Origin of the sequence: Acinetobacter sp. S40, from assembly GCF_016624705.1 — a bacterium.
Classification (GTDB): Bacteria; Pseudomonadota; Gammaproteobacteria; order Pseudomonadales; family Moraxellaceae; genus Acinetobacter.
Window position 1 is genome coordinate 24,252 of the sequence record NZ_JACVTU010000002.1, and the last position, 17,035, is coordinate 41,286.

The window sequence follows — 17,035 nt, forward strand, 5'->3', positions numbered from 1 at the left end:
ATAAAAATACTTGACTATTTTAGTCGGGATTCTTAAAATTAGCCTATCTAGTCTAAACATGTGTACCGAATCATGCGCCTTACAACTCGCGGTCGCTACGCAGTGACTGCTCTCCTTGATCTAGCTTTGCAGCCAACTGAACAAACGATCACGCTCGCCGAAATTGCAGCACGTCAATCCATTTCAGTCGCTTATCTTGAGCAGTTATTTGCGAAATTAAAGCGTCATGGGTTAGTTTCCAGTGTTCGTGGTGCAAATGGTGGTTATCATTTAGCCCGTAAAGCCAACGAAATTACCATATTAGAAATTATTGAAGCTGTAAATGAAACTGTAGATGCAACGCGTTGTGACCATAAAGGTAACTGTCAAAATGGTGCAATGTGTTTGACTCATGATTTATGGCAAGAACTCTCCCATCACATTGCCGATTACCTTGCAAAAATCACATTGTCTGATTTGGTTAATCGCGACACCGTACAAACTGTCGCACTTCGCCAGAATTCAACAGACTATGATTCTGCCCTCTTATCGGCTACAGGTATTTGAAATGAAACGTCCAATTTATCTTGATTATGCTGCAACTACGCCTGTGCTACCTGAAGTTGCAGAACGCATGATGGAATGTCTGACTTTTGATGGTACGTTTGGTAATCCTGCATCACGTTCTCATGCTTATGGTTGGCAAGCAGAAGAAAAAGTTGAATATGCGCGTGAACAAGTCGCAAACCTAATCAAAGCAGATCCTCGTGAAATTGTTTGGACATCAGGTGCGACTGAATCTGACAATCTTGCACTAAAAGGAATTGCTCAGTTTTATGGTTCAAAAGGTAAACATATTATTACCAGTAAAATTGAACATAAAGCGATTTTAGATCCTTGTCGTGAACTAGAAGAACAAGGGTTTGAAATCACTTACTTAGAACCAGAGCCGCGTACAGGTCTCATTACACCAGAAATGGTAAAAGCAGCTTTGCGTCCAGATACAATTTTAGTATCACTTATGATGGTGAATAATGAAATTGGTACAGTGACTGATGTTGCTGCAATTGGTGAATTGACTCGCGCTAATAAAACGTTTTTCCATGTCGATGCTGCTCAAGCCACGGGTAAAGTCGAAATTGATCTTTCTACCATGAAAATTGATTTGATGAGTTTCTCAGGTCACAAAGCTTACGGTCCTAAAGGTATTGGCGCGCTTTATGTGCGACGCAGTCCTCGTGTTCGTTTAAAAGCACAAATTCATGGCGGTGGTCATGAGCGTGGCATGCGTTCAGGTACTTTAGCGACGCATCAAATTGTAGGTATGGGTGAGGCATTTGAAATTGCTGGAAAAACCATGCAGGCAGAACAAGCCCGTATTCGCCAATTACGTGACAAACTTTGGAATGGCTTACAAGGTCTTGAACAAGTTTTCCTGAATGGTCACCCTACTCACAACGTAGCAAATTATCTTAATGTCAGCTTTAACTTTGTTGAAGGTGAATCATTGATGATGGCATTAAAAGATGCTGCTGTATCATCTGGATCAGCATGTACTTCTGCAACTCTAGAGCCATCCTATGTATTACGTGCTTTAGGCTTGTCTGATGAACTGGCACACAGCTCGATTCGTTTTAGTTTTGGTAAATATACAACCGAAGCTGATATTGATCACGTGCTTGAAATTACCAAGGCTGCTGTTGAGAAATTACGTGAACTTTCTCCGCTTTGGGATATGTACAAAGAAGGTATCGATCTTTCCACAGTAGAGTGGGCTGAACACTAACTTACCGATCTGTCGATTGAAAAACGTATTTTTGTCCTTATATTTAATATTAGGCTGACCCCGAGGTTTGGAGAAGCAACATGGCTTATAGTGAAAAGGTTATTGATCATTACGAAAACCCGCGTAATGTTGGTGTTTTAGATAAAAACGCTGAAAATGTAGGTACGGGAATGGTAGGTGCGCCAGCATGTGGTGACGTAATGCGCCTACAAATTCAAGTCAATGACGAAGGTGTTATTGAAGAAGCACGTTTTAAAACGTATGGTTGTGGTTCAGCAATTGCATCTAGCTCTTTAGTCACTGAATGGCTTAAAGGTAAGACATTAGATCAGGCACAAGCGATCAAGAACATTGATATTGCAACTGAACTTGCTCTACCTCCAGTGAAAGTTCACTGTTCGGTGTTAGCAGAAGATGCAATCAAGGCTGCGATTGATGACTATCGTAACAAGAAAATCAAAGCTTAATTGATTGCCTTAATTTGACGGAGTTTTCATGATTCATTTAACTGAAAATGCGGCAACTCACATTCGCAATTATTTGTTGAATCGTGGTAAAGGTGAAGGCATTCGCGTGGGTGTGAAAACTTCAGGCTGTTCAGGTCTGGCTTATGTGCTTGAATTTGTCGATGACATGGATACACATGACCAGATGTTTGAGCAACATGGCGTAAAAGTTTTTGTTGATCCCAAAAGTCTTGTCTACCTTGAAGGTATGGAAATGGACTATGTTAAAAACGGTCTGAATGAAGGCTTTGAGTTTAACAATCCCAACAAAAAAGGCGAATGTGGCTGTGGTGAATCTTTCACAGTTTAAGCCCCTTAGCCTTTTCATTTCATATTAAAAGCAGTGTTTTTACACTGTTTTTAATATATTTATTTACTACGGAATTCATCTCCCATGAATCATTTTGAGTTGTTTAACTTACCCGTAGCACTCGATATCGATTTAGCCACGTTAAAAGCAAATTTCCTGAGCTTGCAGCAACAATATCATCCAGATAAAGCTGAAGATAAAGATCAGGCACTTATTAAATCCAGTGAAATTAATCAAGCTTATAAAGTATTGTCACAAGTGGACAGTCGTGCAGCTTATTTATTATCACTTAAAAAGCAAGATTATCATCTGGATCAATCGATTAGTGATTTTGAGTTTTTACAATCTGCTTTGGAAATTCGTGAGCAACTTGATGAAGCAAGTGATACAGAACAACTTCAAACTTTAAAAGTCGAAGTCAATCAATGGATTGATGGTTTGATTCGTGAGTTTAAAATTGACTATGAAGACGAAGACTGGGGGGAAGCGCGCGATACAGTCCGTAAATTGCGTTTTTTCCAACGTGTTCTCAATGATATCAACAAAGCCGAAGATCAAATGCTGGATGATGACAGCTTCGACTTAGATGATGAATTTTAATTAAGTTGTACCGATTTATATTCAAGGGATTTAACTCATGGCACTCTTGCAAATTGCTGAACCTGGTCAATCAAGTGCCCCGCATCAACATCGTATTGCGATTGGGATTGACCTTGGAACAACACATTCTTTAGTTGCCACAGTACTGTCTGGCAAATCAAAAGTTCTACAAGATGACAAAGATCGCGTCCTACTGCCATCGATTGTGCATTATGCTGAAAAGACAACAGAATATGGGGATGATGCCAAAGCTTTCCTTACCACAGATCCCAAGAACACCATTGTTTCAGTCAAACGCTTTATGGGCCGCTCCAAAGCGGATATAAAATTTCAACATCCTTATACTTTAACCGGTGCGGATAATGAAATGCCTGCTTTTGAAACACGTGCTGGACGTAAGACACCCGTTGAAATTTCAGCAGAAATTCTCAAGCAATTAAAAGAGCGAGCAGAAGCCAGCCTAAAAAATCCTGTCAATGGCGCAGTTATTACTGTACCTGCATATTTTGATGAAGCCCAACGTCAGGCAACACGCGATGCGGCTCAGCTCGCAGGTTTAAATGTTTTACGTCTGTTGAATGAACCTACGGCCGCAGCAGTTGCTTATGGTCTAGATCAGGAAGCAAACTTACAAACAGATCATAACTATGTCATTTATGATTTGGGTGGTGGTACGTTTGATGTTTCAATCCTGCGATTTTCACAAGGAGTTTTTGAAGTACTCGCGACGGGCGGTCATACGGCTTTAGGTGGTGATGATCTTGATCGTTTAATTGTGAAATGGGCCAAGAAACAACTTAATATTGATATATTAGATGATATTGAATATGCAGCATTTATCGTGGCTGCGCGTAAAGCCAAAGAGGCTTTATCTGATCAAAATCAAGTTCAGTTTAAAGCACTTGACTATGTTTTAGATGTGGATCGACCGACTTTTGAATCTATTATCCAAATCGCACTAGATAAAACAATCAATGTTTGTAAGCGTGTGCTACGGGATGCAAAACTAGGATTAGACGACATTCAAAATGTTGTATTGGTCGGCGGCTCCACTCGCTCCTACGCTGTACAAAAAGCGGTCCGTGATGCGTTTAATCAGGAACCTTTATGTACTATTAATCCAGATGAAGTGGTGGCTATCGGAGCTGCGATCACGGCTAATCAATTGATTGGTAATTCACAAGATGGTTCATTATTGCTTGATGTCACCCCTCTTTCTCTTGGCCTAGAAACTATGGGGGGTTTGGTTGAGCGATTAATTTCACGCAATACCGCGATCCCAGTCGCACGTCGTCAGGAATTTACCACTTATCAAGATGGCCAAACTGCCATGCTAATTCATGTGGTACAAGGCGAACGGGATTTGGTTGATCATTGTCGCTCACTTGGTCGTTTCGTATTACATGGTATTCCGCCAATGACAGCGGGTCAGGCACGTATTGAAGTAACTTTCCAAGTGGATGCTGATGGCTTATTAACTGTATCTGCCCAAGAAGCCACTTCTGGCGTAAAAGCCCAGATCGACATCAAACCGTCTTATGGTTTATCAGAAACAGATACCGAACGACTACTTATCGAAGGCTTTCAACATGCCGAAGAAGATAAATTATTGCGTCATTTGCAAGAAACCAAAGTCGAAGCTCAACGTGAACTTGAAGCCCTTGAGCAGGCCTTGAAAGTTGATGCATCGTTATTGTCTGAACAGCAGCTAACTGCTTTAAATGCTGCCAAAGATCATTTAAATGTTCAACTAAATGCAGACAATATTCAAGCCATTGAGGACGCTGTACAGCAGCTGAAACTCTATAGCGACGAATTTGCAGCTCAACGCATGAACCGTCATATTGATGATGCGCTTAAAGGTACCAAGCTTAACGACTGGTCAGACTCAAATTAAGAAACAGGTGAATATATGCCACGTATTAAAGTTCTTCCACATGCGCAAATTTGCCCTGAAGGCGCTGAGTTTGAAGTTGAGGAAAATGCCAACCTTTGCCAAAGTTTGCTTAACAATGGCATTAAAATTGAACACGCTTGCGACATGTCATGTGCATGTACTACTTGCCATGTAGTTGTGCGCAAAGGATTTGATAGTCTTGAAGAAATGAATGATGTCGAAGCTGACTTGCTTGATCGTGCTTGGGGTCTTGAACCCGATTCACGTTTATCTTGTCAGGTAAAAATAGTGAATGAAGATCTGGAAGTTGAAATTCCGAAGTACACCATTAACCATGCATCAGAAAATCATTAAATAATATTATTTAAACGTTTAAGCCACTCAAACGAGTGGCTTTTATTTTACTTCATCTTCAAGTTTTAATTTAGCAACGCCTTGCGCATTCGTTAGATTTTGCTGGACCTGAATACGTTGAATCATTTTTTCAAGTACATCAACTAATTCTGGATATTCAAAGTTTTGCACTTCTTCAAGATTTAATACCAAATGGAAGCCTTTATATTCATAATCAAACCACTGTTGATTATCAGACATTTTACCCGTATATTTTTCCATGACTTGCCATGTTTTGACCGCACCCTGAATACCTTTTAGATAAATAGGTGCTTTTGGCGCACACAAAAATTCATTTTTAACCAATTGATAAGTATCATCAGAAATTAAGATTTCGTCGATTTCCGCTGCATATTGTAAACGCGCAGCTAGATTTGCATCACGCCCTACAATGGTATAGGCCATACGGTGGGTAGCGCCATAATTTCCCACGTGACAATAACCTGTACTAATTCCCATACGAATATGTAAAGCTGGATAACCCATTTTGATCCATCGCTCACGCAATAGTTTCATTTGCTGCCGCATGGCAATCGCCATTTCTACGCAAGATTTTGCATCTTTTTCTACCCCTTGCGAAGTTGGATCACCAAAAAAGATGAGGATGGCATCTCCCATAAATTTATCGACAGTCGCTTCATATTGTTTAGCAATTTCTGTCATGTGGCTTAAATAGTCATTGAGTAAAAACGCCAAATCATCTGGAATTAAACTTTCTGAAAGTTCAGTAAAACCCTGAATATCAGAAAAGAAAATAGTTAGTTTTTTTCGTTTATATTCAATTTTTGCTTCTGATTCACCACGCATAATCGACTGCCAAAGTTGCAGTGGTGCATAACGACTCAGTTGGTTTGAAAACGCCATATAGCGCGTCATTTGATTATAATAATGCTGACGCAAGTGATTGAGTTTTTCAATCCGGATATGCTGGTAATAGTTACCAATATTAATAAATGTAATCAGGGAAATTAAGCTAATTACCGTAAGTTCCTGACTCGTTGGTTCAAAGTAGTCCTGAAAACCAAAGATAAAAATTGTACTGGCATAAAAAATGGTAACGCCAATCATGCCTGACAAAGAGGCAGCCATAAATGAAATTTTGCTATTTATAGCGGTATATAATAATGCAAATAATGAAGCAAACGTGAGAACCAGGCTTAGGTGGACACCTGCCAAAGAGACGGCAACCACCACACTATCTATGGCAAAAAAAACATTTCTGGAAAGATTTTTATCAAACTTATACTGTAACCAGCGATCTAATTTAGGATTAATGATTAAGATGATAACAAGAAAGACTGGAATATAAAGTTGATAGTTAGCATCAGGCGAGGTAAACGAATAAATTACCTCAATCAATGACAGTATGAAATATCCCATCAAACGATGAAAATAAGCAAACTGACGCGGTTCTCTATCGACCAGCCTATCTAATGGCACTCTACCCTCCAACCTTTAACTTAAACCACATAAGTCCCTATGTGGTTTAACACAGACTTAGTCCATACGCCAATCAAATGGCATATCACCCTGTCCACGTAAAGCTAACATCAAAGTCTGGCGCATATGTGCAAGTACATCGTTGCTATAAGGTACAGCAGGCGTTCCCCAAACAGGTTTAGGCCATGCCACATCATTTTGATAACGCACAACATGATGAAAATGCAACTGTGGCACCATGTTTCCAAGCGCTGCCACATTCATTTTATCTGCACGAAAAACGCGGGATAATTGGCTTGATAACCAGCTTGATTCACGTAGGAATTGTTCCTGATCAGCTTGGCTTAACTCATAAAGCTCAGTAATACCTGACACACGCGGTATAAGAATCAACCATGGAAATTGCATATCATTCATTAAACGACATGTTGAAAGCGGAAAATCGCCTACAAAAAAAGTATCTTGAGCAAGTTGGGGATGCAAACTAAACATATCTTTATAAATGACGCATGAATTATGATGGCTAATACTATCACAACACTTGTGATGTGAGTATTATTAGTACCTTGTTTACTTACAAATAACAATGATTTTATTCACTTATCCATTCGTAAAAGCTTAATTTTACAGCAACTTGATCGCATATTTTGACAATATAAAGTTAAACTAAAAAGTATGATGAAAATCGGTCGATTTCCATCATACATGCTTAACAAAAAATGCTTTTATTAATGTAACTCATGTACAAGTTTTAAAAGTAAATCCTGAATAAATTGAGTCCGTTTGTCATATTCCTGTAATTGCACTGTAATTTTTAAACGTTGTCCGCCTTCCATTCGATAATAAGTTGGATTTTTTTGCATTAATTGAATAATACTTATGGCTTGAACAGGTGTATCAGGTGAGAACTCCACATAACCGCCATTTGCATTGAGATCAATCTTAGTTATTCCCAGATGTTCCGCTTTGAGGCGAATTTGGTGCACACTAAATAGCTGCTTAACTGCTTGAGGTAAAGTACCAAAACGATCAATCAATTCCATACGGATATTATCGAGCTTTTCCTGTGTATCTGTATTACTGATACGTTTGTAAAATAATAAACGCTGATGTACATCGCCCAGATAATCATCTGGGATCAATGCTGGCATATGCAGGTTAATTTCAGCCGTCAAAGATAATGGCGCATCGAAGTTCGGAGTTTTACCTTTCTGAATAGCTTTGGTGGCTTTTTCCAGCATTTCCATATATAAGCTATAACCGATTGCTTGCATAGAACCACTCTGCTGCTCACCCAGTAATTCCCCCGCACCACGAATTTCCAAATCTTCGGTGGCTAGCATAAAACCCGCCCCTAAAGTTGAAGCACGTTGAATTGCATCCAGACGTTTTTCAGCATCTCCTTTTAAATGCTTGATCGACGGTACAAGTAAATAAGCATATGCTTGATGATGCGAACGTCCTACACGTCCGCGTAACTGATGTAGTTGCGCCAAGCCTAATTTGTCAGCACGTTCAATAATGATGGTATTGGCATTAGGTACATCAATCCCAGTTTCGATAATCGTTGAGCATACCAATACGTTAAATTCTTTATGATAAAACTGCTGCATGACCTGCTCAAGTTCGCGTTCACGCATTTGTCCGTGGGCAACTGCAACACGTGCTTCAGGTACTAACTGACGAATATTCTCTGCAGTACGCTCAATGGTATCAACTTCATTGTGTAAGAAATACACCTGACCACCGCGTAACAATTCACGTAAGATTGCTTCTTTGACGGATTCATCAGTATGTTCCTGCACAAAGGTTTTCACTGCCAAACGACGTGCAGGTGGAGTCGCGATAATTGATAAATCACGCATACCTGAAAATGCCATATTTAAAGTACGAGGAATTGGAGTCGCAGTTAAAGTCAACATGTCAACATCCGCACGTAATGCCTTTATGCGCTCTTTGTCTCTCACTCCAAAACGGTGTTCTTCATCGACAATCATCAAACCTAGATTTTTAAACTGGACGTTTTCCTGAAGCAGTTTGTGGGTTCCAATCACAATGTCGACTTTGCCATTTATCAAATCTTCGATATTTTTCTGATGGGTTTTATTAGATCCAAAACGAGATAAAACTTCAATTCGTACTGGCCAATCTGCAAAACGATCTTTGAAGGATTCATAATGCTGTTGCGCCAAAAGTGTGGTTGGGACTAATACCGCGACTTGTTTGTTATTTTGCACAGCCACAAATGCGGCTCGCATCGCGACTTCAGTTTTACCAAAACCGACATCACCACAGACTAAACGGTCCATTGGCTTGGCCAAATGCATATCATGCAAAGTGGCATCAATCGCATTCGCCTGATCCAAGGTTTCTTCATAAGCAAAACCGCTAGCAAATTGCATATACAAAGTCTGATCCAGTTCAAAGGCAAATCCTGGCTTAGACTGTCGACGCGCTTGTATATGCAAAAGCTCAGCAGCTACATCATGAATTTGCTCTAAAGCTTTACGCTTTGCCTTACTCCAAGCATCTGTACCAAGTTTATGTAAGGGAGCAAGATCCGGGTCTCCACCACTATAGCGACTAATCAAATGCAAATTGGTCACGGGTACATAAACTTTTGCACCCTCTGCATAATCAAGTTGTAAAAACTCATGGTCCTGTCCATCTATTGCTAGTGTAATCAGCCCCGCATAACGTCCAACTCCATAATCAATATGCACGACAGGCGCGCCAATGCTCAGTTCAGTCAAACTTCGAATGAGAAATTCTTCGGAAACTTCCTGTTGTCGTTTACGACGACGCTGAACAACACGATGTTCATAAAGCTGATTTTCAGAAATTACGGAAAGCTGATCAGGAACGACCAGTCCCCGATCTAAAGGCGCATTGGTAATCGCAATGGCATATTGCTGCTTTAAAAAGTCCGTAAAACCTTCTACGTTTGGAATATCACCCAAACTCGGTCTAAGCGAATCTTTCAAGCTTTCACGACGACCCGCGCTTTCGGCTACCAAAAGTACCGGATGCCTTGATTCATCGATATACGTCTTAACACTTTCAAAAGGCTGCTCTTTTTTTGCGTCTACTGGCAGTTTTGGTGGTGGCAATGTATTGAGATTAATCCCTCCAGCACGTATTGCCGTTTGTTCAGCACTCGCTAAAATTCGTGGAAATTGATTGAGATACTCAAGCACCATATTCGGCATTAAAAATAAATCTTCAGGTGCTAAAACTGGCTGATCAATGTTATGCCTGCGACTCTCATAACGCTGCATAACATCTTTCCAAAACTGATTTAGAGTCTCATCAAGATCTGCGTTTGTAATGACAATGCAATTCTTTGGTAAGTATGAAGTCAATGCACCTTGGCTTTGCATGATTGCTTTTTCAAAGAATAAAGGTAAATAAAACTCGACTCCTGGTGAAGAAATGCCGTCCAATACATCCTGATAAATTGGATTTTTTTTAGGATTTGCTGTTGGAAAACTTTCAGCATAGCGGTCTCGAAAGACTGACCGCGCTTCTTTTAATGGGAATTCTTTGGCAGGTAAAACCGTAAATTGAGTTAAACTTTCAGTCGTTCGCTGTGTTTCCGGATCAAAAAATTTAAGCGTATCAATCTCATCATCAAAAAGATCAATACGGATTGGCTGCTCTTGCCCAGAAGCAAATATATCCATAATGCTGCCACGAACAGCAAACTCACCATGATCATACACCGTATCGACCAGATGATAACCGGCCTGAATCAACCTTAATTTTTCTTTCTCCAGACCAAACTTCTGGCCAACTCGAATATCAAAATGTTCTCCCAATATCCAAGAAACAGGAGCAACGCGTTGAGCAAGTGTGGCAGCAGAAATTAGTAATACGCCTTTTTGCGGCATGTTGGATAAAATTGAAAGGCGCTCAGAAACGATATCCTGATGTGGTGACAGGCGATCATAAGGCAAAATTTCCCAATCGGGGAAAATCGTAGGTTTTATACCATAAAACTCAAGCTCACTTTCAAGTTGAGCCAAATGCTGATTATTTGTTGCAACGATCACGAGTAAAGATGCAGATTGGTCAGCAATTTCTTTAAATAATAATGCACCCGCTGAACCCAGGATTGACCCGATCCAGCGTTTTTCGCCTGCTTTTAATTGCTGTAATTTGAGCTGAGAGATTTCTTGTTGAAACATTGAATTCGTTTGAATAAAAGACATAATGCCTATATTACCATGATGCGCCTTTGCCAAACTTCATTTATGTCGTTGTTTATTGATCTCGTTTAAATTTGCGATAATACTGATTCAGCTTTTCAATCAATATTTTAAATTGGTTTAAATTTTCTTCGTTATTGTTCAATCGTGTGACATAACGACCTGTTGCAATTTCGAGATCAACTTTTTCATTAATCAATATTGATCTTAAATAGAGCTGTTCCAGATCATTAAAATTAGATAACTTTCGATTTGAAAAATATTCAAGTCGTTCTGCTAAATCATTCATAACAATACCATCAACACTATAACCACGTATTGCATCGAACTGTATCTGATGCTGTTGCATATATTGCTGTTCAGGCGATGGTTTGCCAGATTTAAATAAATTTGAAAGCTTGTTCAACATAACAGTTCATCAATAATAATAATGCTTGGGACGAGCATGTAAAAATGCAGGAATCAGCCCCGTCAGTGCAGCACGAATATCAGCTCGTTCATTAATTAATTGATGTGAACCTTCTTCGAGCATGAGTAAAGTTTGCAATCGAAATTTTCGTCGAATAAACTCAATGTTATAACGCCAATCTACGGTCTGATCCAATGCACCTTGTGCCAACCACACAGGAATACGGCACGGTGGGCGCTCTTCCATTTCAAGCATCCATTTCGACATAGCTAAAATCCAGTCCATCCCCATCATTCGCGGCTGTAATGGATCTTTGAGACGAATAAAACGTAAAAATTCAGGATTGTGATTATTCCGTCTAAAGTGGCGTGGAACCTGACGCTTTATTCGCTTAATAATGCCCAACCCAACCGAATTGTGCCACCAAGCAGTTTTTGCAGGCCGAATTAATGGTGATAACAAAAGCACTCGATCAACAATTGGATCTTGCCTTTTTTCAGCATATTCAAGTAAATGATGCATCCAAATGGCACCGCCCGTACTTTGACCAATGCCCAACCATGGTTTAGGAAGTTGAGTGGCATGTTTAACGTACTGATAGACCGCCATTAGCACTTGTTGATAATGGTCGAAATTTTGAATATTGGCAGGTGAACCATCACTTAAACCGTGACCCGGTAAATCATAGGTCACAACACTAAAGCCTTGTTCTATTATTTCCCGAATAATTGGTTGATAGATACCGCTATGTTCCAAGTAACCATGTAAAAGACAGACAGTTCCCAATGGTTTCTGATATGGCTTAAATACCTGTACATGCAACTTGAACAATGGCATTTGAATGTAGCCTTGCCATTGTTCACACTCAATTAAATCGAGACCGTACAGCTTACGATAAGCCAAAATATCTTTGGAGGGTTCAAAAGCATGATTTAGATTTAAAGATTCAAGCACTTGTGGAGTTAAATCACGACTTGGAACAGGCAAATCTAACTCTTGTAAAACCGCAGGATTTAAAAAAGGAATCTCTGGCATTTATGGTACCTCCCGACATCCGCTAGAGCCAAAAAGTACATCACGAATAGTCGCCAATAATTCATAGTTGGCACGGCGACTATGATCATAATTTTGTTGGCTAGGTTGCCAGGTAGACAATTTTGTCGGCATCGGTGCTTCAACAGGAATTGTCTCAATCCCATTTAAAGCAAATAAACGGCGCGTTCTAGGCATATGATAAATATCCGTGACCAACATCACAGTGGGTGCACCACCTTTTTTTTGTAGTAATAATGAACTAAATCTCGTATTTTCACAGGTATTCATACTTCTATTTTCAAGAAGTTTTGCATCCACTCCACGTTGTTTAAGCCATTTTTGCATATAGGGTGCTTCTACTCCGCTTAATACAATCGGCAATTGGTTTTGACTGTGTAATTGCAGCGTTTTTTCCAGTCTTAAACGAGTATAAGGATTTACTACAATATCTTTTTTATTTTCAGCCAAGGTTAGTCCGCCGCCTAACACCACAATGGCATAAGGTTTACTATAACTTGTCAATTTTTCATCATTTTGATTTTGTTTAACGTAGGCAATATCCTGCGTAGTCTGTTGATCAATTACATGTTCATGTTCCGCTGGTACTGGATGCTTTTTGAGAAATTCAACATATTGTTGCATCAATGCTTTATTTTCAGAACTGTTTAACTCGAGTAATGGATTGGGAATGTCTTCAACTTCGGGTTCACTACTGGCCGAAGTTACTTCTGGCTCTGAAACAGATGCTTTTAATAAAGGAACTGTTGGTTTTTCTGGCTCTTCGGCATCTTCTTGTTTTTGCTGCTCTAAAATACGTTCCTGTAAAAGCTTATATCGCGTTTGCAGCAAGGTTAAAGATTCTGGATCTTTAGAGTTTAAAGCCTCTTCAATCAGGCTTAAATAAGCTTGACGTGCAATCCATAAATTTGACCCGGGCTCAAGATTATCATGTTCACTTAAAGAAGCTTGTTGCTGACTTCTCGCCGCGACTTGATTAACCTCAACAGGGACAAAATAATTGAGGGCCTTTACAATCAATTTCGAATAAAATGGTGTGTAAATAAAAACCATCAGACATGCAAAAAGTACGAATAGTATTCCCACTATACGCACTAATCGAATCATCCAATGAGTTTTACCCATAATTACTATTCCGAATGTGATCGAATGAATCCATTTGTATCAAATAATACTGGTTCTGGTTCAAGCTGAATATTAAAGCGCTGTTTTACATCCTTTTGGACAGCCTGATAAGTGTGCTTAACTTCACTTAAAGATGCATTGGCATAATTCACTAAAACAAGTGCCTGTTTTTCAAACATACCTACTGCACCTAATTTTTTCCCTTTCCAGCCTGTTTGATCAATTAGCCAACCTGCCGCAATTTTAACGCAGCCTTGTGGCTGAGGATAATGTGGAATTTGCGGAAATTTTGTAAGTAATTGGTCAAAATCTGTTTGAACAATCACAGGATTTTTAAAAAAACTACCGACATTTGGATATTCTTTAGGATCAGGTAATTTATTCTGACGAATTCGAATGACTTGTCGTTGTAAATTTTCAGGTGTTAAATCATCTCCAATAGCCGCTTTTAAGTCGCCATAATTTAATCTAAGTTCTGGTCGTCTAAGTAAACGAAAAGTAACGTGAGTAATAACGTAACGATTTGGATCGTGTTTGAAAATACTATCGCGATAAGCGAACTGACAATCGATGCCCTTAATATTTTGCGTGACTTTGTTATGTCTGTCGTAAACTTGGACAGACTCAATAAACTCACCAACTTCAACGCCATAGGCACCAATATTTTGTACAGGTGAAGCTCCGACTAAACCCGGAATAAGAGCTAAATTCTGTAATCCATACCAACCTTTGCTGGTGGTCATTAAAACAAAATCGTGCCAAACCTGACCAGCACCCACTCTAATTGTTATATGGTTAGAGCTATCCTCGAGTATCTCGACACCCTGAATATCAATATGTAATACCAACGCATGTATATGCTCTGGCAACAACATATTGCTTCCACCTGAAAGAATTAAGCTATTCAATTGGTGCTGTTCAGCATAATCCAGTGCAGCAGTTAGGGCTTGGATTGAATCAATTTTTGCATAATCTGAAGCAATAGAATGCAGATTTAAAGTATTGAAAGGCTTAAGCTGGATATCTTTTTGGATATGAATCACGGGTAAACTCATTTTATTGATCGACAGTCCTAATTTGTTGTTTAAACATTTGCACCCATGCCTTGGCACTCGATTCACATTGATCTAAAACGCGTTCAAAGCCATCGGTTTCACCATAATAAGGATCGGGTAAAGCTTGTTGTTTATAGACGGGATCATGCTCACTCATCAATGCAACACTTGCACGAATCTGATGCGTTTTATATTGGTTTAGAGCTTTTTGCTTCAGTGACTGAATATTTTTAAAGTTTTCATGATCCATCGCTAGAATAAGATCAAACTCCAAAAAATCCTGAGTCGTAAGTTGACGGGCGCGCAACGTAGATAAATCGTAGCCACGTTTCAGTGCGTGTTGCTGACTACGAGGGTCAGGCGCTTTATTTGGATGATAATTACTGGTACCCGCAGAATCTACAACAATATCGAGTTGATGTGCATCACAAAAGTGTCTTAAAACCACTTCTGCCGTTGGCGAACGGCAAATATTACCCAAACAGACGCATAGCACCTTATAGGGTGAGTGTGATGACATATAAACCTCGAAAGTGCTTTATTTTCAGGTGTCTTATGTTAAGTTATTTAAAAGCATAATCCTATAGAAGAAACGAACAGAAATGTTCGATTTATGATGAAAAATAAGGAAATACGAATGAGCCAATTTCAATTTCAGACAGCCTCTAGCATTATTTCAGGTCTTGGCTCGATACAGGAACTTAAACATATTATTCACGATGGCAATTATCGTAAACTTCTTATCATCACTGATCCCGGCATGGTACAGCATCAACTTCATTTACCCATTATCGAGATTTTAGAACGCCAGAATATCGTTTATGCAATTTATTCAAATATACAAGCTGATCCACCAGAACATATTGTGCTGGATGCTGCCGAATTCGCAAAAAAAGAAAAAGTTGATGCGATTTTGGGTTTTGGTGGAGGCAGTTCCATGGATGTCGCCAAGATTATTGCATTATTGGCACACCCAGAACAAAAGCAGACTTTGGCTGAAATGTACGGCGTTAATCATGCTAAAGGCCCCAAATTACCCTTAATTTTAGTTCCAACGACTGCTGGAACAGGTTCTGAAGTCACGCCTATATCTATAGTAACTACAGGTGAAACCACCAAAACAGGCATCGTTTCAGCAGCTTTATATGCTGATGTTGCGATATTGGATGCCAACTTCACTCAGGGTTTACCTGCCCACATTACTGCTGCCACAGGCATTGATGCGATGGTACATGCTATTGAAGCCTATACCTCCAAAATAAAAAAGAACTTCTATGCCGACATGCTCGCAAAAAATGCTTTGCGACTACTCAATGATAATTTGCCTAAAGTCCTAAAAAACGGTGCAGATATGGAAGCACGTCAAAATATGCTATTGGGATCAATGCTTGCTGGACAAGCTTTCGCTAATGCGCCTGTTGGTGCAGTTCATGCACTCGCCTATCCTTTAGGCGGACATTTTCATCTTTCACATGGACATACCAATGCTCTGGTTTTAGCCGAAGTTCTGAAATTTAATGCATCCCATGCCAAACATTTATATGCGGAACTCATGCAATGGCTTGATCCACGAAGTAATGGAAGTTGTGATGGTTTGTGTGATCTATTTATTGATCATATACAAAATCATTTGGATCAAAGTGGTCTAGTTTTAAAGTTAAGTAATTTGAACGTGCCTAAACATAGTCTAGAAACACTGGCCAAGGATGCAATGTTGCAAACTCGTCTTTTACAAAATAACCCTAGAGAAATGACAGAACAGGCTGCTTTCGAAATCTATGAGGCAATCTACGCATGAACAATGAATCTATAAAACCAGTCCGAAAAACCCGTGACCAATTTCATTTCTTTTTAAATATACAAACGCGCTGGGCTGATAATGATATTTACGGTCATGTTAATAATGTCACGTATTATAGCTACTTCGATACCGCTGCCAATTCGCTACTTATTCAACATGCGGGTTTCGATATTCGTCAGTCACCCCTCATTGGACTAGTCGTTGATTCTGCCTGTAGTTTTTTTCAGGAGCTTTCCTTTCCCGATATAATTGAAGTGGGTGTAGCCATTGCTAAAATAGGAAATTCTTCTTTAAGATATGAATTAGCCATTTTTAAACAGCACAATATCGAGCCTTCTGCTCAGGGACATTTTGTGCATGTTTTTGTTGATCGTGAAACGCGTGAAAGCACCGCTATTTCAGATGAGATGAAAAAATCTCTTGAGCCTTATTTACTCACCCCTATAACCTAAATACAGCAAAAGGATGAAGAA

General features: G+C 39.5%; 17 protein-coding genes. 9 read left to right on the top strand and 8 right to left on the bottom strand.

Annotated elements, in window-relative coordinates:
• Positions 1-72: 72 nt before the first annotated feature.
• The 7 genes from IAE19_RS02670 (at position 73) to fdx (ending at position 5,432) form a co-directional block, all read left to right on the top strand.
• On the top strand, positions 73-546 hold the full coding sequence (locus tag IAE19_RS02670; protein WP_200459402.1) for an Rrf2 family transcriptional regulator: 474 nt from the start codon (positions 73-75) through the stop codon (positions 544-546).
• 1 nt (position 547) lies between these two features.
• On the top strand, positions 548-1,765 hold the full coding sequence (locus tag IAE19_RS02675) for an IscS subfamily cysteine desulfurase (protein WP_200459403.1): 1,218 nt from the start codon (positions 548-550) through the stop codon (positions 1,763-1,765).
• An 80-nt stretch (positions 1,766-1,845) separates the two neighbouring features.
• Positions 1,846-2,232, top strand: coding sequence for a Fe-S cluster assembly scaffold IscU (iscU, locus tag IAE19_RS02680; RefSeq protein WP_200459404.1), 387 nt, complete (start codon positions 1,846-1,848; stop codon positions 2,230-2,232).
• 28 nt (positions 2,233-2,260) lie between these two features.
• Positions 2,261-2,581 (top strand): iron-sulfur cluster assembly protein IscA, encoded by a 321-nt coding sequence (iscA, locus tag IAE19_RS02685; RefSeq protein ID WP_200459405.1) that lies wholly within the window; start codon positions 2,261-2,263, stop codon positions 2,579-2,581.
• Positions 2,582-2,665: 84 nt separating this feature from the next.
• Positions 2,666-3,181: a Fe-S protein assembly co-chaperone HscB gene (hscB, locus tag IAE19_RS02690; protein WP_200459406.1), complete on the top strand. Its 516-nt coding sequence runs from the start codon at positions 2,666-2,668 to the stop codon at positions 3,179-3,181.
• Between the two features lie 37 nt (positions 3,182-3,218).
• A complete protein-coding gene (gene hscA / locus IAE19_RS02695) occupies positions 3,219-5,078 on the top strand; it encodes a Fe-S protein assembly chaperone HscA (protein ID WP_200459407.1) in 1,860 nt (619 codons plus the stop codon).
• A 15-nt stretch (positions 5,079-5,093) separates the two neighbouring features.
• Complete coding sequence (gene fdx, locus IAE19_RS02700; protein WP_200459408.1) at positions 5,094-5,432, top strand: ISC system 2Fe-2S type ferredoxin; 339 nt, start codon at positions 5,094-5,096, stop codon at positions 5,430-5,432.
• Positions 5,433-5,474: 42 nt separating this feature from the next.
• Here the strand turns inward: fdx and IAE19_RS02705 are convergent, their stop codons facing one another.
• The 8 genes from IAE19_RS02705 to IAE19_RS02740 all read right to left on the bottom strand — a co-directional run bounded on the left by IAE19_RS02705 (position 5,475) and on the right by IAE19_RS02740 (position 15,281).
• Entirely contained in the window at positions 5,475-6,851 is a 1,377-nt protein-coding gene (locus IAE19_RS02705) for an adenylate/guanylate cyclase domain-containing protein (protein WP_227610763.1), read from the bottom strand.
• 117 nt (positions 6,852-6,968) lie between these two features.
• Positions 6,969-7,403 (bottom strand): HIT domain-containing protein, encoded by a 435-nt coding sequence (locus IAE19_RS02710; RefSeq protein ID WP_200459410.1) that lies wholly within the window; start codon positions 7,401-7,403, stop codon positions 6,969-6,971.
• A 236-nt stretch (positions 7,404-7,639) separates the two neighbouring features.
• A complete protein-coding gene (gene mfd / locus IAE19_RS02715) occupies positions 7,640-11,098 on the bottom strand; it encodes a transcription-repair coupling factor (RefSeq protein ID WP_200459837.1) in 3,459 nt (1,152 codons plus the stop codon).
• A 76-nt stretch (positions 11,099-11,174) separates the two neighbouring features.
• Positions 11,175-11,528: a hypothetical protein gene (locus IAE19_RS02720; RefSeq protein ID WP_200459411.1), complete on the bottom strand. Its 354-nt coding sequence runs from the start codon at positions 11,526-11,528 to the stop codon at positions 11,175-11,177.
• A 9-nt stretch (positions 11,529-11,537) separates the two neighbouring features.
• Complete coding sequence (locus IAE19_RS02725) at positions 11,538-12,563, bottom strand: alpha/beta hydrolase (RefSeq protein ID WP_200459412.1); 1,026 nt, start codon at positions 12,561-12,563, stop codon at positions 11,538-11,540.
• Entirely contained in the window at positions 12,564-13,706 is a 1,143-nt protein-coding gene (locus IAE19_RS02730) for a YdcF family protein (protein WP_200459413.1), read from the bottom strand.
• A gap of 5 nt (positions 13,707-13,711) precedes the next feature.
• On the bottom strand, positions 13,712-14,746 hold the full coding sequence (gene murB / locus IAE19_RS02735; protein WP_200459838.1) for a UDP-N-acetylmuramate dehydrogenase: 1,035 nt from the start codon (positions 14,744-14,746) through the stop codon (positions 13,712-13,714).
• Positions 14,747-14,762: 16 nt separating this feature from the next.
• The gene (locus tag IAE19_RS02740; protein WP_200459414.1) at positions 14,763-15,281 is read right to left on the bottom strand and encodes a low molecular weight protein-tyrosine-phosphatase; all 519 of its coding nucleotides are present in this window, start codon (positions 15,279-15,281) and stop codon (positions 14,763-14,765) included.
• 117 nt (positions 15,282-15,398) lie between these two features.
• Between IAE19_RS02740 and IAE19_RS02745 the strand changes: the two genes are divergently transcribed.
• Together IAE19_RS02745 and IAE19_RS02750 are read left to right on the top strand one after the other, a co-directional pair.
• On the top strand, positions 15,399-16,559 hold the full coding sequence (locus IAE19_RS02745; protein WP_200459415.1) for an iron-containing alcohol dehydrogenase: 1,161 nt from the start codon (positions 15,399-15,401) through the stop codon (positions 16,557-16,559).
• On the top strand, positions 16,556-17,014 hold the full coding sequence (locus tag IAE19_RS02750) for an acyl-CoA thioesterase (RefSeq protein ID WP_200459416.1): 459 nt from the start codon (positions 16,556-16,558) through the stop codon (positions 17,012-17,014). Before IAE19_RS02745 ends, IAE19_RS02750 begins: the two co-directional genes overlap by 4 nt.
• Positions 17,015-17,035 lie beyond the last annotated feature (21 nt).